Raw genomic sequence first — 24,226 nt, forward strand, 5'->3', positions numbered from 1 at the left:
TGGTGCTTGTCACACAAGATAGTGTGTCAGGGTTTATCCTGCCAGACCTTGTGGACATCCAGGTACATTCCCATATTCTATTGTACGCGGTTGCCGGAACGGGGCCGCACAACACGTCGCTTTGGCAATAAAGGACGAAATACGTGTCTAAACTTACCTTGGGCTCATACCCGCATCTTTTGGGGTTCGAGCAACTGGAACGCCTTCTGGAACGGTCTGCAAAGGCCGGAAATGAGGGGTATCCGCCCTACAATATCGAACAAACCTCGGACTATTCCTACCGCATCACGCTGGCCGTAGCCGGATTTGCCGAGCAAGATCTGTCGATCACCATCGAGGATCGCCAACTGGTGATCCGGGGCCGTCAACGCGACGACAGCGAGGGGCGCATCTTCCTGCATCGCGGCATCGCGGCACGTCAGTTCCAGCGAATGTTCGTGCTGGCCGACGGAGTCGAGGTGGGCGAGGCGATCATGGAAAACGGTCTGCTGCATGTGGATCTGACCCGCGCCGTGCCGGAAACCGTGGTGCAAACGATCAACATAAGAAAGGGGTAAGAGCAATGAATACACCGGTACAAATAGACGCTAATGGCGACCGTATCGTCTATGTGAAGAAGGTCGAGATTACCGACCTGCCGCGCGAGGTGCGTGAACAGGCGGGTGATCTGGATACGCTCTATGCGGTACATGATTCCGATGGCCAACGCCTGGCTCTGGTCGCTGACCGCAAGCTGGCGTTCAACCTCGCGCGCGAGCATGACTTTTCGCCGGTGGCCGTGCACTGACACGGCCCCTGAGGCGTTTTCCCCGTGACATCCGCCGCTCGCCGGGCCAGATATGCCGTGCAATGGCATGGGATGCGCGGGAATGAGCTGGTTCGATTTTGACTGGGTGGATGCTTTTACCGACCGGGCGTTTGGCGGCAATGGATGTGCTGTGGTGCATAACGCAGCCCATCTGTCGGACGCAACCTGCATGGCCTATGTGCAAGAGACGTCTTTGGTCGAATGCACCTTTACCGGCCCCTCTGACGTGGCCGACATCCGGGTTCGGTATTTCCTGGCCAGCCGTGAAATTCCCTTTGCCGGACATCCCACCATTGCCACCGTCGCGGCCATGCGGTCGCGTGGTCTGTTTCAGGGCGATGCCCTGACGCTTGAGACCGGTGCCGGGATCGTCGATATCCGCCTGAATGGTGATGAGATCGAGATGACGCAGATCGCGCCCCAACTCGGCGCGCAGGTCCCAGTTGAACTGGTGGCAGAAACGATCGGCCTGCCGACCGATGCCATCATTTCCCCGCCGCAATTCGTGTCTACCGGTCTGCCGTTCTGCATCACGGTTCTGCGCGATCACGCGGCGTTGCGCGCCGCAAAACTGGTGGAAGGTCCATTGCGAGAGGTTGCGGCCAAAGCAGGTTTTTCCGGATCGGACATGGCCGAGCCATTTCTTGTGACGCTGCAAGGCGCGACCGGGGCGGGTGACACGTTCTCGCGCCTGCTGCTGGCCCCACCCAGCCCACCCGAGGATCCGTTCACAGGTTCTGCCACCGGTGCGATGGCGGCTTATCTGTGGAAATACCAGCTGATGGACAAGGACAGCTTCATCGCCGAACAGGGCCATTACATGGGCCGTCCGGGTCAGGCCACCGTCACGCGCGTTGGCCCACCAGAGGCAATGACCGGTATCAAGGTCGCCGGACGCGGCCATGTGCTGATGCGTGGGCAGGTCGACCTGCCCGAGGGGGTCTGATGTCCGAGCCCGCGATTGCCATTCTGCCCTATGGGCACCGGTTGGGGCCGAAACTGGCCGCGGTTCCCCTCAGCGATCTGATCTGGCCCGAGGGTTGCCCGGATCGCCTGATCGGTAAAACCGTCAGAGATCTTGAATCTACCGATCACCTGATCATGTATCCCAATTCCACTGTGCATCTGCGGTTGCGCCGGGGTACCCGCGCGCAGATTTCGCTGATGATGGGGGAACCCTCGGCCATCCACGCAAAACACGACCGGATGCTGCGCTGGACATGGCGTCGGTTCTTTCGTGTGCTGACCTTCCATGACGTCCTGTTGCAAGGCATCCCGAATGCGGTTTTTCTGCCCTATGGCGTCACCATGGTGCCGAAGTGGCAGGCGTTGTCCGTCGAAAAGACCAAATCCTGTTCGCTGATCGCCTCGGCCAAGCGCGATCTGGAAGGTCACCAGCTGCGCCATTCGGTGATCGACTGGGTGCGTGAAACGGGCGCGGATGTCGATATCATGGGCCGTGGTTATATGCCGTTTGAGCAGAAATCCGACGGGTTGGCACCTTATCGCTATTCCGTGGTGATCGAGAATGTGCGGGAGCGGAATTATTTCTCGGAAAAACTGACCGATGCAATCCTCTGCGCCACCGTTCCGATCTATTGGGGCTGCCCGAATATCGGGGATTTCTTCGACACATCGGGCATGATCCTGTGCGAATCCGAGGCCGATATTCATGGTGCCATTCAAGCCGCCTCGCCCGAGGACTACGCTGCGCGCCTGCCACATCTTCAGGCGATCCAGCCCAAAGCGGCCGAGTTCGGAGATTTCGAATCCCGCGCCGTTGCGGCCATCCGCGCCGCGCTTTGAGCATGAAAAAAGGCCCCCGCGGTGCGAGGGCCTTTGACTGTTTGGATGCAGCTTAGGACGCGGCGATCAGGCCCATGCTCTCCAGTTTTAGCAGCACCTGATGGGCGCAGTTGTCGACATCGACATTCTCGGTCTCGACGCTCAGTTCAGGGTTCTGCGGCACATCATAAGGGTCCGAGATACCGGTGAATTCCTTGATCTTGCCTTCGCGCGCGAGCTTGTACAGGCCCTTGCGGTCGCGGCGCTCGCATTCCTCGATACTGGTGGCGACGTGGACCTCGCAGAAGGCACCGAATTGCTCGACCTCTTCGCGCACGGCGCGGCGGGTGGTGGCATAGGGCGCAATGGGCGCACAGATGGCGATGCCACCGTTCTTGGTGATCTCGGACGCAACGTACCCGATACGACGGATGTTCAGGTCGCGGTGTTCCTTCGAGAATCCCAGCTCTGACGACAGGTTTTTACGCACGATGTCACCGTCCAGAAGGGTCACAGGACGGCCGCCCATCTCCATCAGCTTGACCATAAGCGCGTTGGCGATGGTGGATTTGCCCGAGCCCGAGAAGCCAGTGAAGAACACGGTAAAACCTTGCTGGCTGCGCGGCGGTTTGGTTTTGCGCAATTCGGCCACAACCTCGGGGAAGCTGAACCATTCGGGGATTTCCAGACCTTCCGCCAGACGGCGGCGCAGTTCGGTACCCGAGATGTTCAGGATGGTGACGTCATCCTTGTCCAGAATCTCGTCATTCGGTTCGTATTGGGCGCGTTCCTGCACATAGACCATGTGTTTGAAATCAACCATCTCAACGCCGATTTCATCCTGATGCTGGCGGAACAGGTCTTGCGCGTCATAGGGGCCATAGAAATCTTCTCCGGCCGAGTTCTTGCCGGGGCCCGCATGGTCGCGACCCACGATGAAGTGGGTACAACCGTGGTTGGCACGGATCAGGCCATGCCAGACCGCTTCGCGCGGGCCAGCCATACGCATTGCGAGGTTCAGCAGCGACATTGAGGTGGTCGAGGCTGGATACTTGTCCAGAACCGCCTCATAGCAGCGCACGCGGGTAAAGTGGTCGACGTCGCCGGGCTTGGTCATGCCGACAACCGGGTGGATCAGCAGGTTGGCCTGCGCCTCTTTGGCGGCGCGGAAGGTCAGTTCCTGGTGGGCGCGGTGCAGCGGGTTGCGGGTTTGGAATGCAACGATGCGACGCCAGCCCAGCTTGCGGAAGAACGCGCGCAACTCGTTCGGAGTGTCACGCCGGGCGCGGAAATCATAGTGGACAGGCTGCTGGATGCCGGTGACAGGGCCGCCCAGATAGACCTTGCCCGCCACATTGTGCAGATAGTTCACCGCAGGGTGCGCATCGTCATCCGCGCCGAACACCTTTCCGGCCTCGCGCGCTTTGTCCGGGGTCCAGCGGTCGGTCACAGTCATGGTGCCCAGAATGACACCTTCCTGGTCGCGCAGGGCGATGTCCTGACCCAGTTCGATGCTTTCGGCAAAGTCTTCGCTGACATCCAGAGTGATCGGCATCGGCCACAGCGTGCCATCAGCCAGACGCATATTCTCGACCACATTGTCGTAATCGGCCTCGGACAGGAAACCTTTGAGCGGGTTGAACCCGCCGTTCATCAGCAGTTCCAGGTCGCAGATCTGGCGCGGGCTCAGGTCCCAGCTGGTCAGGTCGGCAGCTTCTACTTTCAGTTTCTGCGCCGACTCGTAGGAAACATAAAGTTCAGGGATCGGAGCCAGATTGCTCAACATCGTCATGGGAATACTCTTGTCGAAGTTCGGTTTTTTTTACCGGTGGTTCAGTGTCTTTGCGGGGCGTTTGCCCCGACTGTGGGGCGAAGTCCATATACATTCAGGTAATTAAGGACGATATGCGCAGTTTTTACTGCGTTTGGAAGGATTTTTTGACCGGTAGAAGTTTTGAGGACGAAATTCCCGACGATTTACGGTTCGCAGGTGAATTCAGTACGTATGTTCTATTCTGCGGCGGTGGCTGCAAGATCGGTAGCGCTGGTCACAGGCAAGGCGGGAATCGGTCGCGTGACCCCGCGCAAATCAAACGACTTCAAGCCGCTTTGATCTCCGCCGAATCCGGCGGCCTGAAGCAATTCGGACGACACCAGCAGCTCGACCCCAAGGTCCTTGGTTTGCCCTTCTAGCCTGCTGGCAACGTTAACAGCATCGCCGATGATCGTGCGCGTTGCGGTGCCTGCTGCGCCAATTTCACCCAAAACCAGATCTCCCAGATGCAGACCCATTCCGATGCGGATACGTGGGCTGCCTTCCGCTTCTAGCCGCTGATTGAATTGAACGAGGGCGCGACTGACATTTATGGCTGCCTGCAACCCTGCGCGGGCCGAACTTTCTGTATCGGGTGTTTCAAACACCGCCAGCAGACCATCCCCCATGTATTTATCGACCACCCCGCGCTCGGCGGTGATGGCGGGCACGATGGCGTCAAAGAACCGGTTCAGCAGGAATACGATGTCATAGGGCAACTGACCCGTCGTCCGAGAGGTAAAACCACGCATGTCCAGAAAAAGAACGGCCAGTTTGCGCTCTTGTCCCTGGCTGGAATGTGCGCGTTGCCGACCGCCGTCGGGGCGGAACATGCGAAACGCGGTCAACGGTTCTGTTGGTCGAATCTGACAGGCCAGGCGCGCTTTTCTTGGAGCACCCACGGCTGCAAGGCTGCGCGCCTCGACCTCGCTAGGCGAGGGGAGGGCGTCTGCCCCATCCTCGACAATCACCCGACAGGTTGTGCAGCGTCCTTTACCCCCGCACAATGCAGTGTGCGGGATGCCATTGGCTTGCGAAATCTCCAGCAATGTCATGCCTTTTTCGGCGACGACTTCGGGGCCTTCCACGTATTTCACCCGAACCGAGTGCCTGCGCCGCAGCAATTTGCGCACTGCGAAAACAGTTAATGAGGCCCCCAGCGCGATCCAGAAAGCCGTGACAGCATTGCTCTTGATGCTGAACAGTGCCTGAAAGTCCTGTTGAGACGGCCAGTTATAGTGGTCGATATACTGGTCACGCAGAAACGGATCGGCGAAATCCAACCAGAGGCGCCGTCCCTCGGTCAGCAATCCGGCTAGCGCGAACGACGGGACAAACACCGCCAACCCGATCAGGTAGGGCGCAGTTTTTGACCACCAATCGGTCAGGCGCAGCCACATGTGAAGGCCAATGCAGCTGTGAATCCAGACAATCAGCAGCAATGCGCTTTGCAGCCAGATCGCGCTGCTGTTCCACATCAGGATGATGATATAGCCCATCTCGTCATTGACGTCATAGACCTCGTGCGCGTAGCGCGTATAGACGATATGAGTGATCAGCTGCAGCGGGATCAGCAGGCCCAGAACCACCTGCAGCGCCGTGCTGACCGGCATTCTGAGCGTCCTGCGCTGGCTGATCGAATACAGCGCCAAGCCTGTGTGCACAAACAACGCCAAATACAGAAACGCACTGCCGATGTCATGGCGCGTCACCGCGTGGCGGCCATCCTGCATCCCGTGTAGGTAATCGGTATGAAACAACCCCAACCCGATGTTGATGAAGTGAAAAAAGGCGAAGGCAAACAGGACCAGGCCGCTGCCGATCCTCAGCCGGGTTGCCCACCCGCCTTGCCATAGAACGCTACTCAATCAAATCACCTGCACGCGCTTTGTCTGAAGCCGAGTCTGGTACGGGGGAGGCGACGGGTCAAGAATAAGGCGGAACCCAAGCGGTCGCAGGCGCATCGACATGGATCACGTCAGCCGAAATTTTGAACAGCACGAGATGGCTGAGGTCTGGCCGGGACCGAGAGCTGTAGATCAGCCCGTCCGCCTCTTGCGCGCGGGCCGCTTCCGAGAACTGCCAGGTGGGCGAGGGACGGTCCATCTCCTGCCACACGACCGAGGCTGTGCGTTGTCCGCGCAGGTCGACAAGGCGTGCTTTGGTGATCCGGGCCTGTTGCAAAACGCGCGGGGGATCATCCTTGCCGACATAGCGCCGGATCGCGACCGCAGCCCCATCGGCGCTGAGTGACGCATAAAGCGCTGCCTGCCCTGCAAAATGAAAACGCCCCTCGGGCGCCTTTGCAGGGGCCAGAGGGGCGTCGCATTGGGACAAAAACAGAATTCTCCAGACCGGGCCGGAGAATTCCAACACCGTGTTATTCCTGCTCTGCAAGGAAGCGTTCGGCGTCCAGCGCGGCCATACAGCCCATACCGGCGCTGGTGACAGCCTGACGATAGATGTGGTCGGTCAGGTCCCCGGCGGCGAAAACACCGGGGATCGAGGTTTCGGTCGAGCCCGGCTTGGTTACGACATAGCCGCCCATATGGGTTTCCAGCGTGTCCTTGACCAGCTCATTGGCTGGGGCATGACCGATGGCAACAAAGACACCCTTACACGGAATCTCGGTGATCTCGCCGGTTTTGACGTTCTTGACACGTACACCTTCGACGCCCAGCGGGGCATCCGTGCCGACGACCTCGTCCAGTTCATGAAACCAAAGCGGTTCGATCCTTTCGTTTTTGGACAGCCGGTCCTGCAGGATTTTCTCGGCCCGCAACTCGTCGCGGCGGTGGATCAGAGTGACCTTGCTGGCGAAGTTGGTCAGAAACAGCGCCTCTTCCACGGCGGTGTTGCCACCGCCGATGACCACGATCTCTTGCCCGCGATAGAAGAACCCGTCGCAGGTGGCGCAGGCCGAGACGCCAAAGCCCTTGAACTTGTCCTCGGACGGCAGGCCCAGCCATTTGGCGCGCGCGCCGGTCGCCAGAATAACGGCGTCGGCCGTATAGGTCGTGCCGCTGTCGCCCGTGGCGGTGAAGGGGCGTTTGCTGACATCCAGATCGCTGATGATGTCGCCGATGATCTCACACCCCATAGCTGCAGCATGTTCCTGCATCTTGATCATCAGATCGGGGCCCTGCACCTCGGTAAAGCCGGGGTAGTTTTCGACTTCGGTCGTGGTGGTCAGCTGACCGCCGGGCTCGATGCCCTGAACCAGAATCGGGTTCAGCATCGCGCGGCTGGCATAGACGCCCGCCGTGTATCCGGCAGGTCCCGACCCGATGATCAGAACCTTGGTGTGTTTCGTTTCGGCCATGGTACCCCCAACTCGATATGCCTGACTTGGGCGCTTGGCCCCTTGGCGATTGGATATAGCGACCCAGTGGCGGCGCTTAAAGCCCCTTCCTGATGGGTATCGGCCTTGCGGCTATGGAATGGCAATGAAACAAAGAATGTTGCGCAGAGGCGAAATATTATTGCGCATCAAGTGGGTGCTGATATAACAACTGAAAAAAATTCAGGAGCATTTTATGGTCACGACCCGGCTGGATGAGATTGACCGCAAGATTTTGGCGGAATTGCAGGCAGACGGTCGCATGACCAATGTCGAATTGGCGAAACGTGTCGGGATATCAGCCCCTCCTTGCCTGCGTCGGGTTCGCACGCTTGAGGAATCGGGTTTTATTCGCGGGTACCATGCCGAGGTAAACGCGCGCGAATTGGGGTTCGAGGTTCAGGTCTTTGCCAGTGTCGGTCTGGAAAGTCAGGCCGAAACGGAACTGACCGCCTTTGAGGAACGCTGCCGCGAATGGCCCTTGGTCCGGGAGTGTCACATGCTGAACGGTGAGGTGGATTTCATCCTGAAATGCGTCGCCCCCGACCTCAGCAGTTTTCAACAGTTCCTGACCGGAGAGCTGCTGACGACGCCGAACGTGGCCAGTGTTAAAACATCACTGGTCATTCGTGGCGCTAAGGACGAGCCCGGCGTGCCTTTTGACGTGCTGGAAGAACGAATGAACCGGACGGCGTAAAGCGCGTCCGTTTATGTGCGGCACAACACCTTGGTAAGATGGCCGTCACGTACAAAAACAATACCCAACCTAATAGAATCTGCATAAAGCCCCCACTTTGCAGTATCTGGTAATTTTCAAGCTGTGATCGCGTCGACCTCACCATCGCCAGCGCGCGGCATCAGCAGCGGTCCGAAATCGTTCAGCGAGTCGGCATGCGCGAACAGGTTCAGAAAGATCGACCGCAAGGAGTGGCTGATCATGCGCACCGCGTTCACGCCGGGATGATAGGTTTCAAACTGCAACCCATCGACTTTGATAACCGCGTGACGTTTCAGGCAGATGTGAAACAGTTCAACTGGCGTCGGCGGCAATGTCTCGATCACGTTCATTCCGTCCTGGAATTCGTGAACCGGGGTCAGGATCGTCTCATTCCCGTGTAGATGCCGAAGATGCGCCGGAGTGCCCACGATCCGGGCTGATGGCCCCGCGATCACGCCTGAAAGAGGTTTTTGCATGCCGAATGTGTCGGCCATGATGCGGGTCAGCGGACGGGTGCGGCCACGCGAATCTTCGCGCCCCGGTACCAGCGTGACCGAGCCTTTCCACAACACGATTTGTGAGGTGCCATCCTGTGTCAAAACAGTGTCTCCGGGCAGTAGGTCTTCGATGGCGACCGGCCCGGTTTCAGTGTCGACCAGAGATCCGCGGGTAAAGGCGCAAAAGGCATCCTCGAACATCGGCAGGGCTGGTGCGATATGGCGGGTTTGCGCAATGTCACCATTGGGCAGAAGCGCACTGACCTCATAGCGCCGCAGCTGCGCCTTGGGTTTGTTCGGTGCACGTGACGCGTCGCGCAGCATCGCTGACGTATCAACCGCATTTCTGGCCGCCCGCGAGAGCGAATGTGGAATAGGCATTGTTATTCCGTCCCTTCTAAAGTCCGCTCAGACAGGTTGACCCCTCCGTCCATGCCCGTCTGACCAGTTTTCTTCTTTGTTTTGAATGAAAGGGCGACCTTGGGGCGATCGTCGCACTGACGTCGCATCGCAGCAGTATCGCGTATCCCTTTGGTCAACATCTTGACCCCCCAGACAAACTCACAACAACGCGGGCGGAAATTGCCTGCGCACACATGCCCCTCACCCGCGCCGCGTAAAATACCTGCGGCAGGGTACGCGTCAGGCCGGAGCACCCCTCTGACGCCGGTCTTGGCCCAGGGAACCGGCAGCTTGGTACCCTGAACATCGCGATCAACGCCGTGCCGCCAAGCGGCGGGCAACCCTGATCGAGTGGCTGGAAACGCCCTTCCACGGCATGTCCAGACCTTTCTCTCTGCTCGCCGCGATGACGGCGCTTAGAAAGCGAGATTTTCCCTTCATTCCTGTAGTCCTGCTCTTGTCGAGGTCGTGGCCTCAATTCCCTTTGGACCTAATCTGACGCCATATTGCGGCAGCGATAAGGCTGATCCGGGATCAATTCAGGACAAAATGAAGGATGGCAGCTCCTCTTTCTTTATGCTGTCCTGCACTGCTGGAGCATCGGCAGATAAGCACCTGAGACCGGACAATAAAACTTGGTTTCTTCCGACTCAGGTAGACACAAAGAATGTGGCGAAAAGGTGGCGATATCGCCACAATTCGGTCTAGGTTAATAATTTGATTGCAGAAATCAGGCGGCCATAATCTGCTTCTTTGGCGTGGGTGGCCCGGCGGTAGGAATAAAACCGGTCCGGGTCCGAATAGGTGCAATGGCGCGTCCATTCCGCTTGGCCGATTCCCGCCTGTCGCAGACGGTGCAGGCCAAAAGCGGGCAGGTCGAATTGCAGTCGGTCGCCTTCTCCATTGGCAAAGAAACGCAGGTTATCGGGTGATTCGGCGACAAAACTGTCCAGAAAATCCGGACCGACCTCATAGGCCCGCTGCGAGATCGTCGGCCCGATGACAGCGACTGTATTCGCGCGGTCCGCGCCAAGCGCCTCCATCGCGTCCAGTGTTGCCTCAAGCACACCGTCCAAGGCCCCGCGCCACCCGGCATGGGCGGCACCGATCACATTGGCTTGAGCATCCGCAAACAGAACCGGCTGACAGTCTGCGGTCAGAATCGAAAGCGCCAGACCCGGTGTCGCCGTCACAATCGCATCCGCTTTTGGCCGGTCGCCGGTTTGCGGGCCATCAACGGTCACCACGGTCGGCGAATGCACCTGATGCACGCCGACCAGCGCGCCGGGGTCGACCTCCATCGCGTCGGCCACGCGGCCCCGGTTGATCGACACGACCTCGGTTTGATCCGAGGACCCGTAGCCGCAATTAAGTCCGGTAAAAATCCCCGAGGAGGCACCACCCCGGCGGCTGAAGAAACCGTGGCGCACGCCTGACAACATGTCCGAGGTCAGTATTTCCAGTGTCATGGTTCCAATCCCGGTGGAGGTGCCGCGTAGGAGGGGTAGAGACCCAGTAATTTGAACAGGTTTCCCATTTCATCGGGATGCGTCAACCTGCGATGTGCAGCCACCAGCATTTCAAGCTTCGCCCCGCCGAGCGGTTTGGCCAAAGCTTGTGCACGGGCGGTAATGCCCAGCCGTTCCAGAAACACGCCCTGAGGAGTCAGACGGGAATGGGCGCAACCCGCGGCACGCGCTGCCAATGCGAGTGGTTCGAAATCTACATGGGCGGTCAGATCGGCCTGACCGGGTGTATCTAGCGGATCCACACGCTCATGCCCGCGCAGGGCCTGAAACGTGTTGCCCAGTGAATGCCAGTCGCCATAATCCACGATCAGACCGGCACCGCCGTGGCTTGCGATTCGACCCGCGATGACGGTCAGGATGGGGATTGCCGCCGCGCAAAGCTCAACCAGATCGCCATCTTTCGTGTCTTGCAATCGGTCCGTCAGCGCAACCTGATCCGCCTGGGTCCCCAACCCGAAGGTCAGCGATTCGCCCTCGGCCCCGATCAGGCGCTCGCGCCACGCAGGGCCATCGCGCAGGAACTGTCGGATGGGCAGGGCGTCAAAAAACTCGTTGGCGACCAGAAACAAGGGCGCGTCGGGCAGGTCGGCAACCGTTGTGACCCAGCGCGGTGCAAATTCGTTTAACGTTTCTGCCTGAATGTCGCGCAGGGTCGGTGAGGCTTCGAACAGCACGATCTCAGCCGCGTCATGGAAGCCACGGACCCCGCGTGTGGCCCGGAGGATGTCCACCATCAGTGTTCCGCGTCCCGGCCCAAGCTCGGCCAGAACGAAGTGATCGGGGTGGCCCTGATCCATCCAGCTTTGCGCCAGACTTAGGCCGATTAACTCACCGAACATCTGACTGATCTCGGGCGCGGTCACGAAATCGCCCTGCGCGCCGAAAGGATCGCGGGTGGTATAATAGCCATAGGTCGGGTGCAGCAGGCATTCGGTCATGTAGTCGGCCACGGTCATCGGACCGTCCTGCGCGATGCGCTCCAGCAGATGGTCGGTTAGGCTCATCGCGCGTGTCGCGCCCGCAGGGCGAACCACAGGCCAAGCGCAATCATGGGCAGCGACAAGAGCTGCCCCATGGTCAGGCCATACCCGCCAATATGCCACGCAAGACCCAGAGGGTTCCCGACCGAGATAAACTGTGCGTCCGGCTGCCGAAAGAACTCAACGATAAAGCGAGACGCGCCATACCCGGCCAGAAACACGCCCATAACCAGTCCGGGTTTGCGCAGCGCGCCCTTGCGGTAGACCAGCCACAGCAGCATGGCCCCCAGCAGCAACCCCTCCAGCGCGGCCTCATAAAGCTGCGAGGGGTGGCGTGCGCACATGCCCACCAGCACGCCAGGGCAGTCTTGCGCGGCAGGGCCGGGGAAGATTATCGCCCATGGCACCTCGCTGGGGCGGCCCCAAAGCTCGGCGTTGATGAAGTTGGCCAACCGTCCCAGCAGCAGCCCGGGCGGAACAGTGTGGGCAATGAGATCAGCCAGCGGCAGAACCGTTATCTGGTGGCGGCGGGCATAGATGTAAGAGGCGACAATCACGCCCAGCAGACCGCCGTGAAAGGCCATGCCGCCTTGCCAGATTTTCAAAATGTCCTCCGGGTTCGCAAGGTAATAGGCGGGCTGGTAAAATAGCACGAACCCAAGTCGACCACCAAGAATCACCCCAAGGATGATCCAGGTGATCAGATCCTCAAGCTGCTGGGGTTTCATCGGCGGCGTGTTATCCGCCCAAAGCGCGGGGCGTTTCAGCGCCGCTGCCCCCAGCCTCCACGCGATCAGGATGCCCGCGATATAGGCCAGCGCGTACCAACGCAGCGCGAACTCCATCCCGAAGAGTGAGATCGAGAACAGTTCGGGCGACAGATCGGGGAAATTCAGAACAGCCTGCATGTGCGTCTCATTGCCCGTGCTTTGCAGGGCAAGTCAACCTTGAGCCTGACGCAAAGTTTACCCATATAGAGAACAACCGCGATTTCGGAGAAAAACTATGCAGACCCGCAACAAGATCCTCGACGATGTATCCCAACTGATGACCAACGCCATGGGCGTGGCGCAAGGTGCACGGGAAGAGGCCGAGAACGCGATGAAGTCGATGATCGATCGCTGGCTGGCCGACCGCGATTTTGTCACCCGCGAAGAATTCGATGCCGTCCGCGCCATGGCGCAAAAGGCGCGCGAGGAAAACGCAGCCCTGGAACAGCGTATCGCCGCGCTTGAGGCAAAGCTGGACAAGTAACGTCCGCTGCAAATTCATCGAAAACAGGAAAAGCACCGCGCAATCCTTAGTCGGTTTGTGCGGTGTTGTGCATCATGCCGCCTTGCGGAATTTAATCAAGACAAAGCTGTACCCGGCGCCAATATTTTGATCGCCGTGACCATTCGTCCACAACTTATTGCTGTTATCCCCAAGAAATAGGGTTGCCAGACGGGTGCGCGCGGCGCACCATATTTAGTACAGGCACATGGGGGAAGCCCGGCTTGTAGAGCAGGCAACTAGCGCTGGGGCGCTGCCAGCCCCAAATTGCTAGAGATAAGTGAGGTGGCATTATGGCCCTATCCGAGCAGTTTCTCGAAGAAGACCTTCATCCGATTGATATTGTTGAACACCTGGCCGAACATCACGACTGGGATTTTGATCGTATCGGCGACGATCAGATCGCCATGGCTGTCGAAGGACAGTGGCGCACCTATTCCATCACTCTGGCCTGGTCGAACTATGACGAAACCCTGCGCATGGTGTGCTCGTTCGAAATGGACCCGCCATCCGAGCGGGAAAGCGAGCTGTATGAGCTTCTGAACAAGATGAATGATCAGTGCTGGGCCGGGGCGTTTACTTATTGGGCCAACCAGAAGCTGATGGTCTATCGCTATGGTCTGGTTCTGGCGGGTGGTCAGACGGCCAGCCCTGAACAGATTGACACGATGATCACCGCAGCGGTTCTGAGTGCCGAGCGGTATTACCCGGCGATCCAACTGGTCACATGGGGCAATCGTGATCCCGAAGATGCGATGCAAGTCGCCATTGCAGAGGCTTACGGCCGCGCGTAAAGCTTTGCCCCAAGCCAGATAATGGGGAGGGGCAATCATGGATATGTCGCGTGTCGCGGATCAGGGGCTTGTGCTTCTGGGATGCGGTAAGATGGGATCGGCCATGCTGGCGGGCTGGCTGGAACACGGCCTTCCTGCCTCTTCGGTCTGGGTCGTTGATCCGTACCCCTCGGACTGGCTGAAAGCACAAGGCGTCAATATAAACACAGCATTGCCCGAAGCGCCCGCCGTGGTGCTTGTGGCCGTCAAACCGCAGATGATGGGCGAAGCATTGCCCGCGATCAAAGCGCTGGGCGGGGGCGGAAGCCTGTTCGTCTCGGTCGCTGCGGGGACGTCGATTTCCACATTCGAATCCGTGTTGGGCGCGGGCACGCCGATCGTTCGGGCGATGCCAAATACGCCTGCGGCCATTCGGCAGGGCATCACGGCTTTGATCGGCAACGCACAGGCCTCCGAGGCCGATGTGACCCTGGCCGAAAACCTGCTGTCCGCGATTGGTGAAACTGTCCGGTTGGCGGAAGAGACGCAGATGGACGCAGTGACTGGTCTCAGCGGATCGGGCCCGGCCTATGTGTTCCACCTGATCGAAACGCTGGCCGCCGCGGGGCAGGCGCAGGGCTTGCCGCATGAACTGGCAATGAAGCTGGCCAAATCTACTGTTGCAGGGGCAGGCGCGCTAGCGATGGCCGCCGACGAAGACCCCGCGCAGCTGCGGGTCAACGTGACCTCGCCCAATGGCACCACGCAGGCCGCGCTAGAGGTGCTTATGCACGAAGAACAGGGTTTCCCCGATCTGCTGCACCGTGCCGTCAAAGCCGCCACCGACCGATCCAAGGAGCTGTCCCGTGAGTGAGATTACCTTCGACGATTTTCTCAAGGTCGATATCCGCGTAGGTGAAGTGATCCGCGCTGAGCCGTATCCCGAGGCCCGCAAACCCGCGATCAAGATGTGGATCGACTTCGGCGATGAGATCGGCGAGCGCAAGACCTCGGCCCAGATCACCGCGCATTACGACCCGGCCACTCTGGTCGGCAAGCAGGTGATGGCTGTGGTGAATTTCCCGCCGCGCCAGATCGGCAAGTTCATGTCCGAAGTCCTGGTGCTGGGCCTGCCCGACGAAAACGGTGAGATCGTTCTGATCGGACCGGATGGCAACGTTCCCATCGGCGGAAGGATGCACTGATGAAGGTATTTATTGCCCGGCCGATGACGCCAGCGGTCGAAGCGCGCGCAAGGGCTGAATTCGACGTTGAATTCCGGCCCGAGACTGCGCCGATGTCTGAGGAAGAAATGATCAACGCGCTGAACACGTTCGACATTGTCGTTCCGACGCTGGGGGATCAGTTCTCGGCGGATATCTTTGCGCAAGTGCCTGACCCGCGTTGCAAGCTGCTGGCCAATTTCGGCGTTGGGTATAACCATATCGACGTAAGCGCCGCGCAAGCTGCCGGAATCGCCGTCACCAACACCCCCGGCGCAGTCACTGATGCGACCGCCGATATCGCCATGGCGCTGTTGTTGTCCACGGCCCGTCGCGCGGGCGAGGGTGAGCGCCTGGTTCGCGCCGGTGCTTGGGAAGGCTGGCATCCGACCCAGATGTTGGGCCACCACGTCACCGGCAAACGGGTTGGTATCGTGGGCATGGGTCGCATCGGTCAGGCCATCGCGCGGCGTTGCCACTATGGGTTCTCGATGCAGGTGGCCTATCAATCGCGAAGCGCGAAGGATCTGGATTTTGCGGCAGAGTTCATTCCCGATCTGTCTGCTTTGGCGGCTTCGGTCGATTTCCTGGTGCTGGCGGTTCCCGGTGGCGCCGAAACCCGGCATCTGATCAATGCGCAGGTGCTGGAGGCGATGAACCCCAACGCCCTGCTGGTCAACATCGCGCGCGGAGAGGTCGTGGATGAAGCTGCCCTGATCGCAGCCCTTCAGGCGGGGCAGATCGCCGGGGCTGGGCTGGATGTCTATGAATTCGAGCCCAAGGTCCCACAAGCTCTGATCGACATGGACAACGTGACCATGTTCCCGCATCTGGGTACCGCGACCGAGGAAGTGCGCACGGATATGGGCAATATGGCGCTGGATAATGTCGCCGCCTTTGTCACGGGGCGCGCGCTGCCGAACCCGGTTTAGTCGCCCATCGCCTCGCGCCAATGCTTGCGGCAGAGCGAGACATAGGTCTCGTTCCCGCCGATCTGAACCTGTGCGCCTTCGGTAATGGTGTTGCCGTTCTCGTCCTGCCGAATGACCATCGTAGCCTTGCGGCCGCATTCGCAGATCGTGCGCACCTCGCGCATTTCATCGGCCAGCGCCAGCAGCGCCGCAGAGCCCGGAAACAGACGCCCCTGAAAGTCCACGCGCAACCCGTAGGCCAGAACCGGTATTTTCAGATCATCCACGGCACGCGCCAGTTGCCAGACCTGATCCTCGGTAAGAAACTGCGCCTCATCAATGAACACGCAGGCCACCTTGCCCTGTTTCAGGCGCGCGTTGATCATGGCAAAAACATCGTCCTGCGCCCCGAATGTTTCGGCATCCGCCGCAATCCCGATGCGCGAGGCGATCTTGCCCACCCCTGCACGTCCATCCAGCCGGGCCGTCATCAGATAGGTATCCATGCCGCGCTCACGGTAGTTGTGCGAGGCTTGCAGTAACACGGTCGATTTGCCCGCGTTCATGGTCGAATAATTGAAGTATAGCTTTGCCATACGCCCGGGTCTAAAACGCCTGAACGGCGCGGGCAAGGGACCAATATAAACCAAGAAAGCGTCGTCGCCGTTGTCGTTGCAAGGGTCGAGCGCAAGCTCATTGGGGATGGATACCCCCGCTTCAACAACAGCGACGCCGTCGGCCGTCATACGGCCTAACCATTGCGGGACCAGAAAAACGCCCCGCGGATACTCATAACCGGCTGGAAACGCCGCCACTCACTCACAAAATCCCTTCAATTCTGAGGGATAGTCAATTTATGCCATTTCAATTATGACTCGAGTATGGGAAATTTCCGCACCGTTTCCCCCACACTGGCAGATGTGGTGGTGAAGCCAGGCAGCAAAGGTTGAAACATGGCAGATATCGGGGCCTACCTGAAAAAGCATACCGAGGCATTGGTCAAAGACGTGGGCATCGAATCCGCCTGCGAGATTACCGGGAAATCCAAGGCGACCCTGGGCCGGTATTATTCCGACAATGCCGAGCACGCCGACCGGTTCATGCCGGTGGACGCGGTTGCCCGGCTTGAGGCCGTGTCCAACTTTCCGCATGTGACCTCGGCTTTGGCGGACCTAAAGAACATCACGCTGTCCTATGACGGTCGCAACTCGGACGCGCCCCGAACCGGAGGGGTGAATGCAGACGTTATCGCGCTAAGCCAGCGCTTTGCCATGCTGATGACCGAATACCAGGCTGCCATCGAAGACGGCATCATCACAGTGAACGAAGCCAAGCGTTTGTTGAAAGAGACCAGCCAGTTGCAGCAGGTTTTGATCGAGATGAAGCTGCATCTGGAAGAGGAAAGCGTGAGCTGAGCGCTTCTCATATCTTCGAGCAAAAAAACTTGAGCGGCGCGTTCTACGAACGGCTATGCCTGCACTTGAGCTATTCCTCTTCCTGACAGCGTTCGTAGCTATCGCCCTGCGTTCTCAAAAAACGGCTTCCAACGGGTTCTGACAGGAGATGAACAAAACTGTCATCACGGTTTAACACCGCACCAATAGCGACATAGCTGCATGGCGTGTCATCGTATTCTTCTTGCGACAGTTGTTCTACATCCGCGCGGATGCGCCAGCCGGTATCGGGATACTTGTCTTCTTCGTCATGTTCGGAATCTTCACGATAAACATATCCCACGCGGGCGCGCCGTTCCAAAACTGCATCATCAACAAAACAGCGGCCAAACCACTTGTTGAAGTCGTTTGAAAAACGCATTTGCAATTCCGGGTCATCCCAATCTATTCCAACTATGTGGTGGATTTTGAACTCGACCAGATCGCCGAGTGTCAATGCGGGTATGTCTTCTGGGGTGTTGTCGAGCCTACCTAGCAAATTTGAGCCGTCGCGGCGTTCTACGATAACCCACATTCTCTCCGCATCGTATTGTTCGGATTCAGGAACAGCGCTGAAAATCAGCTATACGATTGTTCCAATACCGACTTCAGCAAGCTCTTCTTCGCTTGGTAAATGGAACGTGTATGGGTTTTCTTTTTGCGTTGGGCGCGGGTCGTGAAGGCGAAAACTAGGGCTTGTCACAAATGCAACCTTGATCTGCTTTACAGTTCATCTTCTTGTTTGTTTTTAACGCTAAAGTGGTCAAGCTGCGGGTTGGAGGCAAGAATACCCTGCTGTGAAAGTCGCCTGTTACAGATGATGTTTAACCGCACCGCTTCACGATCACCGAACCCACGGAATACCCCGCCCCGAAGGAGCAGATCAGACCGATTTCTCCATCTGCGAAATCGTCCGAGTATTTGGAGAACGCGATGATCGATCCGGCCGAAGACGTGTTGGCATAGTCTTGCAGGATGTTGGGTTGTTCGCCCGGTTCTGGCTCGCGGCCCAAAACCTTTTTGCCGATGAAATCGTTCATCGTCTTGTTGGCTTGATGCAACCACAGGCGTTTCAGGTCCGAACTGCTCAGCCCTTCGGAGTCCATATGGTCGGCGATGTGCTTGCTGACCATCGGTAGCACTTCCTTGAAGACTTTTCGGCCGTTCTGCATGAACTGCATGTCACGCCGATCGACCACGCCATCAGGGCGCGAGCGGCGCAAGTAACCATTATTGTTGCGGATATTGTTGGAAAATTCGGTGGCGCAGCGGGTGGAGAGGATTTCGAAATAGGGGCCGGTTGCGTCCTCGACGCGTTCGATCAGGGTGGCGGTGGCGACGTCTCCGAAAATGAAATGGCAATCGCGGTCGCGCCACTCCAGATGGCCAGAGCAGATCTCGGGGTTCACCACCAGCGCGGATTTCACCGATCCCGATCGGATCATATCCGCCGCCGCCTGAATGCCAAACGTGGCCGAGGAACAGGCGACATTCATATCAAAGCCAAAGCCCTTGATCCCCAGCGCCTGCTGAATTTCGATCGCAATCGCCGGATAGGCACGTTCGTGGTTCGAGGCGGCGCAGATTACCAGATCCACGTCCTCGGGTGCGCGCCCGGCTTGCGCCATTGCCTTTTTGCAAGCATCCACGGCCATCTCGGTCATGATGCCGGGTTCATCGTCACTGCGCTGACGCAGCAACGGGTGCATCACGTCGGGGTCAAGTACGCCGGTCTTGTCCATCACATAGCGGTTGTGGATGCCCGAGGCCTTGACGATGAATTCTTCCGAGGAATGTTGCAGCGGTTCCATGTCACCTGCGGCAATCGCGTCGGCATGCTCGGCATTGACCTTGTCGGCATAGGCGTTGAAGGCGGTGACGAGTTCTGCGTTGGTGATGATGTTCTCTGGCGTGAATACACCGGTGCCTGTGATTGCTGGCGTGTGCATATGTGAACCTGCGTTTTTCGGATTTGCTCAAAATGCCGCCAATACCCGGTCAGTTCAAGAGAGATTGACCCAAGGGAATGCCAAAGTTGGGGCCCAAATGCGCTTCAATTCTTGAATAGTTCATTTTTTGAAGTATATGCGGTCGCGAGGTCTCTAAGGGATTCGGTCCATGACATTCGATGACAGTGCGCTGGTAAAACGGCTCAGTCCTGAAATGCAGGCCATGATGGGCGTGTATGCCTTGTACTGGAAGCTTGAAGAAAGCTTTAACTCGTTGGAAATCGAGCTGACCCATCAGGAATGCCACATGTTGATCAAGTTAGACCAGCCCAAGCGCATGGGGGTTCTGGCGACGGATATGCTGACGGTGCCCTCCACGATCACCTCTACGGCGGACGCGTTGGAAGCATCGGGGTATCTATCGCGGCAACGCGACCCTGAAGATCGCCGCGCCTGGTTGTTGGTGCTGACCGACAAGGGGCTTGAAATGCGTCAGGCCCTGGTGGCCGAAGCGGGTGCTTTGTTTCACCGCGCGTCGGGGTTGGATGCTGATGAGACGGCAGAATTTGCGCGTCTGGCCCGGAAAATCCGGGAAAACATATTGAAAACGGGAATACCCGAGGGGTTGAAGAAATGAAATTGATCTCTGTTTTGGGCATTGCCCTTGCCCTGCTGGCCACCTCTGCCACGGCGCAAGAGACGGCCAAACCAGTCAAGCTGATGGTTGTGCAGGAAACTACACCGGGGTTTTCGCGTCAGTTCTTTGGTCGTGTGGCTGCGCGCCAAACGGTCGATCTGGCGTTTCAGGTGGCTGGGCAGATCATGGACATGCCCGTGACCGAGGGGTTCGTGATCCCCAAGGACGAGTTGATTGCCGAGCTAGACCGTGAGCCGTTCCAGCGCCGCTATGACCGGGCTGTGTTGCAAAAAGAACAAGCCGATCGAACGCTGGCACGCTTGTCCCGTTTGCGCGGTACGGCGGCCAGTCAGGTTGCTGTGGATGACGCCGAAACAGCGGCACAACTAGCCGATATCGCTGTGCGCGATGCGCTTTATGATCTGGAACAGGCGACGCTGACCGCGCCCTTTGACGCGCTGGTCTCAAGCCGCGCGGTGGAATCCTTTACAACCGTATCGGCCGGAACCCCCATCGTTCGTATCCACGACATGTCCGAGCTGCGGATCGAAGTGGATGTGCCCGAAATTCTGTTTCAACGCTCGGGCCAGCAGGATGACATCACCATCACCGCCAAATTCCCTGTCAGCGATGAGGTGTTCCCGCTGCAAATCCGCGAGTTTGATGCTGAATCTTCGAGCGTTGGTCAAACCTTCCGCATTCAGTTCGGCCTGACCCCGCCGGAAGGGCTGCAGATTCTGCCGGGGTCTTCAGTGACGGTGAACGTGCAGGTACAGGATCAACGCACAGGCATCGTGGTCCCGGCGACCGCGATTGTGGCGGATGCCGAAGGAACGCTTGGCATTTTCGTTTTCACGCCGACAGGGGCCGATGAAGGCACGATCACGCGAGTACCGGTGACGATCGAACCCACGGAAAGTGGGGATGTGCGCGTTCTGAGCGGGCTTAACAATGGCGATGAGGTCGTGGTCGCAGGCGGTGGAGCATTGACCGACGGGCAGACCGTGCGCCGTTTTGCCGGTTTTGCGAATTAAAGAGGGCAGGGTCATGAACATCGCGCGCGCATCCATTGATCGGCCGATCTATACGTGGCTGATCATTCTGATCGCTCTGTTTGGCGGCATCTGGGGGTTCCTGTCGCTGGGTCGGCTGGAAGACCCGGCCTTTACGATCAAGAACGCGGTCATCGCCACGCAATATCCCGGTGCCACTGCCGAACAAGTGGCGCTTGAGGTCTCGGAACCTCTGGAATCGGCGATCCAGCAGATGGGAGAGGTCAAAACCATTACTTCGGTCAACCAACCGGGGTTCTCGCTGATCGAAGTTGAGGTGAAGTCTACCTATGACGGAACCGAATTGCCCGAAATCTGGACCAAGCTGCGCGCTAAGATCCGCGATGCGGCTCGCGCGTTGCCGTCAGGTGTCAGCCAGCCGCTGGTGAATGACGGGTTTGGTGACGTGTTCGGGCTGTTCTATGCGGTCACCGCGGATGGATTCTCGGATGCTGAAAAGCACGAGTTGTCGACCTTTCTGAGGCGCGAATTGCTGACCGTCGAGGGCGTAGCGGATGTCGAGGTGATGGGCCTGCCGGAAGAAGCTATTTTCGTGGAGCCCGACCTAGCCATCTCGGTCAATCAGAATGTGCCGTTGCAGGCGATCAACGATGCCATCGTCAATGCGGATTCGGTGAATGCATCGGGTTCGCTGCGGTCAGACAATGACCGTACCACGGTCCTGACTGCCGAAGGGTCCGATACGGTTTCGGCCATCGCAGGGCTGTCGGTTGGCTCGCAAGGGCAGGTGATCAACCTGTTTGATATGTCCAATGTCTATCGCGGGCGCCAAACCGACCCCGAGGTCATCATCCGCTTTAACGGCGCCGAGGCGTTCACGCTGGGCATCGCGGGCCTGTCGACCGAGAACATTGTCGAGGTCGGCAAGCGCGCCGATGAGAAATTTGCCGAACTGGACGGGCAGATTCCCTATGGTGTCGAAATCCTGCCGATCTATCAGCAACATGTTGTGGTCGAGCAGGCCTCGAACGATTTTCTGGTGAACCTGGCTTTGTCGGTGGCGATTGTAGTGACGGTTCTGGCCATCTTCATGGGTTGGCGCGCCGCGATTGTGGTGGGCTCGACCCTGCTGCTGACCGTGGTGGGAACGCTGCTGTTCATGGCCATCTTCTCGATCGAGATGGAGCGGATTTCGCTAGGCGCGTTGATCATCGCCATGGGGATGCTGGTCGACAATGCCATCGTCGTGGCCGAGGGGATGCAGATCGCCATGCTGCGCGGCAAAAACGCGCGCGATGCGGCGGATGAGGCTGCGTCCAAAACACAAATCCCGCTGTTGGGTGCGACGATCATCGGTATCATGGCGTTTGCTGGTATCGGTCTCAGCCCGGACGCATCGGGTGAGTTCCTGTTCTCGCTGTTTGCGGTCATCGCGATCTCATTGCTGCTGAGTTGGATTCTGGCACTGACGGTGACGCCCATGCTGGGGCACTATTTCTTCAAACAGGGTAAAGAAGGCGCGGTGGATGCTTATGGCGGACTGATGTTCCGTATCTACGGGACCGTCCTGCGCTGGGCTTTGCGGTTCCGCTGGCTGGTGATCGCCGCCTTGGTGGGGGTGACGGTGGCCTGTTTCGCCGGGTTCGGTCTGGTCAAGCAGCAATTCTTTCCGGATTCGAACACGCCACTGTTCCTTGTGCATTATAAATTGCCGCAAGGTACTCCAATTTCCCGCACCGCTGATGATATGGCCGTGTTTGAGGAATGGCTGACCAACAGGGATGAAGTCGTGTCGGTCGCAACTTTTGTCGGACAGGGCGCGACCCGGTTTTTGCTGACCTATTCGGCCGAAAAGCCGAACCCCAGCTATGGTCACCTGATCATCCGAACCGAAACCCTAGAAGACATCCCGCAACTGCGCGCGGATCTGGAAGAATTCGGCTCGGCCCAGTTCCCTGAGGGTGAGTTTCGCACCCGCCGTTTGATCTTTGGTCCGGGTGGCGGCGATCCGATCCAGGCGCGGTTCTCGGGCAGCGATCCGGTAGTTTTACGGCAACTGGCAGAGGAGGCGGTCCTGCGGATGCGCGCCGCGTCCGATAATGCCCTGCACGTGCATCACAACTGGCGTGAAAAAGAGCTGGCGGTTCAACCGATCTACGCGACCGAGCGCGCCCAAACTGCAGGTGTCAGCCGCGAAGACATCGCAGCCACGTTGCAGTTTTCAACCGATGGCATCACCGGCGGGGTGTTTCGTGAACGCGATCGCCTGATCCCAATCATCCTGCGCCGCGCTGCGAATGGCGATTACTCGATCGTGGATCAGGTGGTGTATTCCGATCAGTCCGAACGCTTTGTTCCGATCGAGCAGATGGTGGACGGGTTCGAATACAAGGCCTTGAACACGCTGGTACATCGGCGGGATCGGGTCCTGACCATCACTGTTGGTGCAGATATCCCGGCAGGGTTCACGGCGGCTCAGGTCCATTCCGAAGTCCGGGCGGCCATCGAAGACATGGATTTGCCCGCCGGATACCGGATGGAATGGGGTGGTGAATTTGAAAATGCCGGTGAGGCCAATGAAAGCCTTGGACGGCAACTGCCCTTGAGCCTGCTGATCATGGTCTTGATCTCGGTGCTGATCTTCAACGCGATCCGGCAGCCGATCATCATCTGGCTGCTGGTGCCGATGTCGGTAAATGGGGTAGTCATCGGGTTGCTGGGCACCGGGTTACCATTTACCTTTACGGCGCTGCTTGGGCTGCTGAGCTTGTCGGGGATGCTGATAAAAAACGGCATCGTTCTGGTGGAAGAGATCGACCTGGTTCGCGCAACCGGTAAGGGACTGCACGAGTCGATCGTCGAAGCCTCGGTCTCGCGTTTGCGCCCGGTGATGCTGGCGGCGATTACGACCATTCTGGGGATGGCACCGCTGTTGACGGATGCGTTCTTCAAATCGATGGCGGTGACGATCATGGGGGGGTTGGCCTTTGCCACGATCCTGACCATGGTGGCCGCGCCCGTGTTCTACATGGTGTTCTTCCTGCCGGAATACCGGCGCAAATCAGCGCCGCAACCTGTTGTTTAAATGAAAAACCCCCGGTCAGAGACCGGGGGCTTTGCTTTTTTCTGTAACCGGGCGGTGG

26 protein-coding genes are annotated in these 24,226 nt (G+C 58.5%); 14 read left to right on the forward strand and 12 right to left on the reverse strand.

From position 1 onward, the window contains the following. Positions 1-143 precede the first annotated feature (143 nt). The 4 genes from GOV79_RS00400 (at position 144) to GOV79_RS00415 (ending at position 2,614) form a co-directional block, all read left to right on the forward strand. Positions 144-557 (forward strand): Hsp20 family protein, encoded by a 414-nt coding sequence (locus GOV79_RS00400; RefSeq protein ID WP_170769031.1) that lies wholly within the window; start codon positions 144-146, stop codon positions 555-557. Between the two features lie 5 nt (positions 558-562). Next, on the forward strand, positions 563-787 hold the full coding sequence (locus GOV79_RS00405; RefSeq protein ID WP_170769032.1) for a DUF1150 family protein: 225 nt from the start codon (positions 563-565) through the stop codon (positions 785-787). A gap of 82 nt (positions 788-869) precedes the next feature. Beyond that, positions 870-1,754, forward strand: a complete 885-nt coding sequence (locus GOV79_RS00410) for a PhzF family phenazine biosynthesis protein (RefSeq protein WP_170788175.1) — start codon at positions 870-872, stop codon at positions 1,752-1,754. Then, positions 1,754-2,614: a glycosyltransferase family 10 fucosyltransferase gene (locus GOV79_RS00415; protein WP_170788176.1), complete on the forward strand. Its 861-nt coding sequence runs from the start codon at positions 1,754-1,756 to the stop codon at positions 2,612-2,614. Before GOV79_RS00410 ends, GOV79_RS00415 begins: the two co-directional genes overlap by 1 nt. Before the next feature lie 52 nt (positions 2,615-2,666). Here the strand turns inward: GOV79_RS00415 and GOV79_RS00420 are convergent, their stop codons facing one another. From GOV79_RS00420 to trxB, 4 genes are all read right to left on the reverse strand, one after another. Further along, positions 2,667-4,385, reverse strand: a complete 1,719-nt coding sequence (locus GOV79_RS00420) for a bifunctional sulfate adenylyltransferase/adenylylsulfate kinase (RefSeq protein WP_170788177.1) — start codon at positions 4,383-4,385, stop codon at positions 2,667-2,669. Between the two features lie 218 nt (positions 4,386-4,603). Continuing rightward, positions 4,604-6,274 carry an adenylate/guanylate cyclase domain-containing protein gene (locus tag GOV79_RS00425; protein ID WP_170788178.1) on the reverse strand — a complete coding sequence of 557 codons (1,671 nt, stop codon included), beginning with the start codon at positions 6,272-6,274 and terminating at the stop codon, positions 4,604-4,606. Positions 6,275-6,332: 58 nt separating this feature from the next. After that, complete coding sequence (locus tag GOV79_RS00430) at positions 6,333-6,782, reverse strand: RES family NAD+ phosphorylase (protein WP_170788179.1); 450 nt, start codon at positions 6,780-6,782, stop codon at positions 6,333-6,335. 4 nt (positions 6,783-6,786) lie between these two features. After that, positions 6,787-7,728 carry a thioredoxin-disulfide reductase gene (gene trxB, locus GOV79_RS00435; protein WP_170788180.1) on the reverse strand — a complete coding sequence of 314 codons (942 nt, stop codon included), beginning with the start codon at positions 7,726-7,728 and terminating at the stop codon, positions 6,787-6,789. 214 nt (positions 7,729-7,942) lie between these two features. Here trxB and GOV79_RS00440 point away from each other — a divergent pair, with 214 nt between their 5' ends. Next, entirely contained in the window at positions 7,943-8,443 is a 501-nt protein-coding gene (locus GOV79_RS00440) for an Lrp/AsnC family transcriptional regulator (RefSeq protein WP_170783827.1), read from the forward strand. A gap of 116 nt (positions 8,444-8,559) precedes the next feature. Here the strand turns inward: GOV79_RS00440 and GOV79_RS00445 are convergent, their stop codons facing one another. The 5 genes from GOV79_RS00445 to lgt form a co-directional block, all read right to left on the reverse strand. Beyond that, a complete protein-coding gene (locus tag GOV79_RS00445) occupies positions 8,560-9,342 on the reverse strand; it encodes a Hint domain-containing protein (RefSeq protein WP_170783829.1) in 783 nt (260 codons plus the stop codon). Between the two features lie 333 nt (positions 9,343-9,675). Then, complete coding sequence (locus GOV79_RS22470; protein WP_269149749.1) at positions 9,676-9,804, reverse strand: hypothetical protein; 129 nt, start codon at positions 9,802-9,804, stop codon at positions 9,676-9,678. Between the two features lie 263 nt (positions 9,805-10,067). After that, on the reverse strand, positions 10,068-10,832 hold the full coding sequence (gene pgeF / locus GOV79_RS00450) for a peptidoglycan editing factor PgeF (RefSeq protein ID WP_170788181.1): 765 nt from the start codon (positions 10,830-10,832) through the stop codon (positions 10,068-10,070). Continuing rightward, positions 10,829-11,896 carry a class I SAM-dependent methyltransferase gene (locus GOV79_RS00455; RefSeq protein ID WP_170788182.1) on the reverse strand — a complete coding sequence of 356 codons (1,068 nt, stop codon included), beginning with the start codon at positions 11,894-11,896 and terminating at the stop codon, positions 10,829-10,831. Before GOV79_RS00455 ends, pgeF begins: the two co-directional genes overlap by 4 nt. Continuing rightward, positions 11,893-12,780 carry a prolipoprotein diacylglyceryl transferase gene (lgt, locus tag GOV79_RS00460; protein ID WP_170788183.1) on the reverse strand — a complete coding sequence of 296 codons (888 nt, stop codon included), beginning with the start codon at positions 12,778-12,780 and terminating at the stop codon, positions 11,893-11,895. The genes GOV79_RS00455 and lgt overlap by 4 nt, the downstream gene beginning before the upstream one ends. 97 nt (positions 12,781-12,877) lie before the next feature. Between lgt and GOV79_RS00465 the strand changes: the two genes are divergently transcribed. The 5 genes from GOV79_RS00465 (at position 12,878) to GOV79_RS00485 (ending at position 16,072) form a co-directional block, all read left to right on the forward strand. Further along, positions 12,878-13,126: an accessory factor UbiK family protein gene (locus GOV79_RS00465; RefSeq protein ID WP_170352360.1), complete on the forward strand. Its 249-nt coding sequence runs from the start codon at positions 12,878-12,880 to the stop codon at positions 13,124-13,126. 311 nt (positions 13,127-13,437) lie between these two features. Next, the gene (locus tag GOV79_RS00470; protein WP_170352361.1) at positions 13,438-13,938 is read left to right on the forward strand and encodes a type III secretion system chaperone family protein; all 501 of its coding nucleotides are present in this window, start codon (positions 13,438-13,440) and stop codon (positions 13,936-13,938) included. A 37-nt stretch (positions 13,939-13,975) separates the two neighbouring features. Next, on the forward strand, positions 13,976-14,791 hold the full coding sequence (proC, locus tag GOV79_RS00475) for a pyrroline-5-carboxylate reductase (RefSeq protein WP_170788184.1): 816 nt from the start codon (positions 13,976-13,978) through the stop codon (positions 14,789-14,791). Then, positions 14,784-15,122 (forward strand): tRNA-binding protein, encoded by a 339-nt coding sequence (locus GOV79_RS00480; RefSeq protein WP_170769045.1) that lies wholly within the window; start codon positions 14,784-14,786, stop codon positions 15,120-15,122. The genes proC and GOV79_RS00480 overlap by 8 nt, the downstream gene beginning before the upstream one ends. After that, positions 15,122-16,072 carry a 2-hydroxyacid dehydrogenase gene (locus GOV79_RS00485; protein WP_170788185.1) on the forward strand — a complete coding sequence of 317 codons (951 nt, stop codon included), beginning with the start codon at positions 15,122-15,124 and terminating at the stop codon, positions 16,070-16,072. The genes GOV79_RS00480 and GOV79_RS00485 overlap by 1 nt, the downstream gene beginning before the upstream one ends. Here GOV79_RS00485 and GOV79_RS00490 read toward each other — a convergent pair. Continuing rightward, entirely contained in the window at positions 16,069-16,647 is a 579-nt protein-coding gene (locus GOV79_RS00490) for a thymidine kinase (protein ID WP_170783844.1), read from the reverse strand. The genes GOV79_RS00485 and GOV79_RS00490 overlap by 4 nt on opposite strands. Before the next feature lie 357 nt (positions 16,648-17,004). Here GOV79_RS00490 and GOV79_RS00495 point away from each other — a divergent pair, with 357 nt between their 5' ends. After that, positions 17,005-17,466 carry a hypothetical protein gene (locus GOV79_RS00495; protein ID WP_170769047.1) on the forward strand — a complete coding sequence of 154 codons (462 nt, stop codon included), beginning with the start codon at positions 17,005-17,007 and terminating at the stop codon, positions 17,464-17,466. 70 nt (positions 17,467-17,536) lie between these two features. Here the strand turns inward: GOV79_RS00495 and GOV79_RS00500 are convergent, their stop codons facing one another. Beyond that, on the reverse strand, positions 17,537-18,067 hold the full coding sequence (locus tag GOV79_RS00500) for an immunity protein Imm33 domain-containing protein (RefSeq protein WP_269150115.1): 531 nt from the start codon (positions 18,065-18,067) through the stop codon (positions 17,537-17,539). A 241-nt stretch (positions 18,068-18,308) separates the two neighbouring features. After that, positions 18,309-19,433: a beta-ketoacyl-ACP synthase III gene (locus tag GOV79_RS00505; protein ID WP_170788187.1), complete on the reverse strand. Its 1,125-nt coding sequence runs from the start codon at positions 19,431-19,433 to the stop codon at positions 18,309-18,311. 169 nt (positions 19,434-19,602) lie between these two features. On the opposite strand from GOV79_RS00505, the gene GOV79_RS00510 reads away from it, so the two are divergent. Genes GOV79_RS00510 through GOV79_RS00520 form a run of 3 tightly spaced genes read left to right on the forward strand, consistent with a single transcriptional unit; the run spans position 19,603 to position 24,168 of the window. Continuing rightward, positions 19,603-20,070: a MarR family winged helix-turn-helix transcriptional regulator gene (locus tag GOV79_RS00510; protein ID WP_170788188.1), complete on the forward strand. Its 468-nt coding sequence runs from the start codon at positions 19,603-19,605 to the stop codon at positions 20,068-20,070. Then, positions 20,067-21,104 carry an efflux RND transporter periplasmic adaptor subunit gene (locus GOV79_RS00515; protein WP_170783852.1) on the forward strand — a complete coding sequence of 346 codons (1,038 nt, stop codon included), beginning with the start codon at positions 20,067-20,069 and terminating at the stop codon, positions 21,102-21,104. The genes GOV79_RS00510 and GOV79_RS00515 overlap by 4 nt, the downstream gene beginning before the upstream one ends. Before the next feature lie 13 nt (positions 21,105-21,117). Continuing rightward, the gene (locus GOV79_RS00520) at positions 21,118-24,168 is read left to right on the forward strand and encodes an efflux RND transporter permease subunit (protein WP_170788189.1); all 3,051 of its coding nucleotides are present in this window, start codon (positions 21,118-21,120) and stop codon (positions 24,166-24,168) included. The last annotated feature ends 58 nt before the right edge of the window (positions 24,169-24,226 follow it).

The sequence above is a fragment of the Ruegeria lacuscaerulensis genome, assembly GCF_013034745.1.
GTDB lineage: Bacteria > Pseudomonadota > Alphaproteobacteria > Rhodobacterales > Rhodobacteraceae > Ruegeria > Ruegeria lacuscaerulensis_B.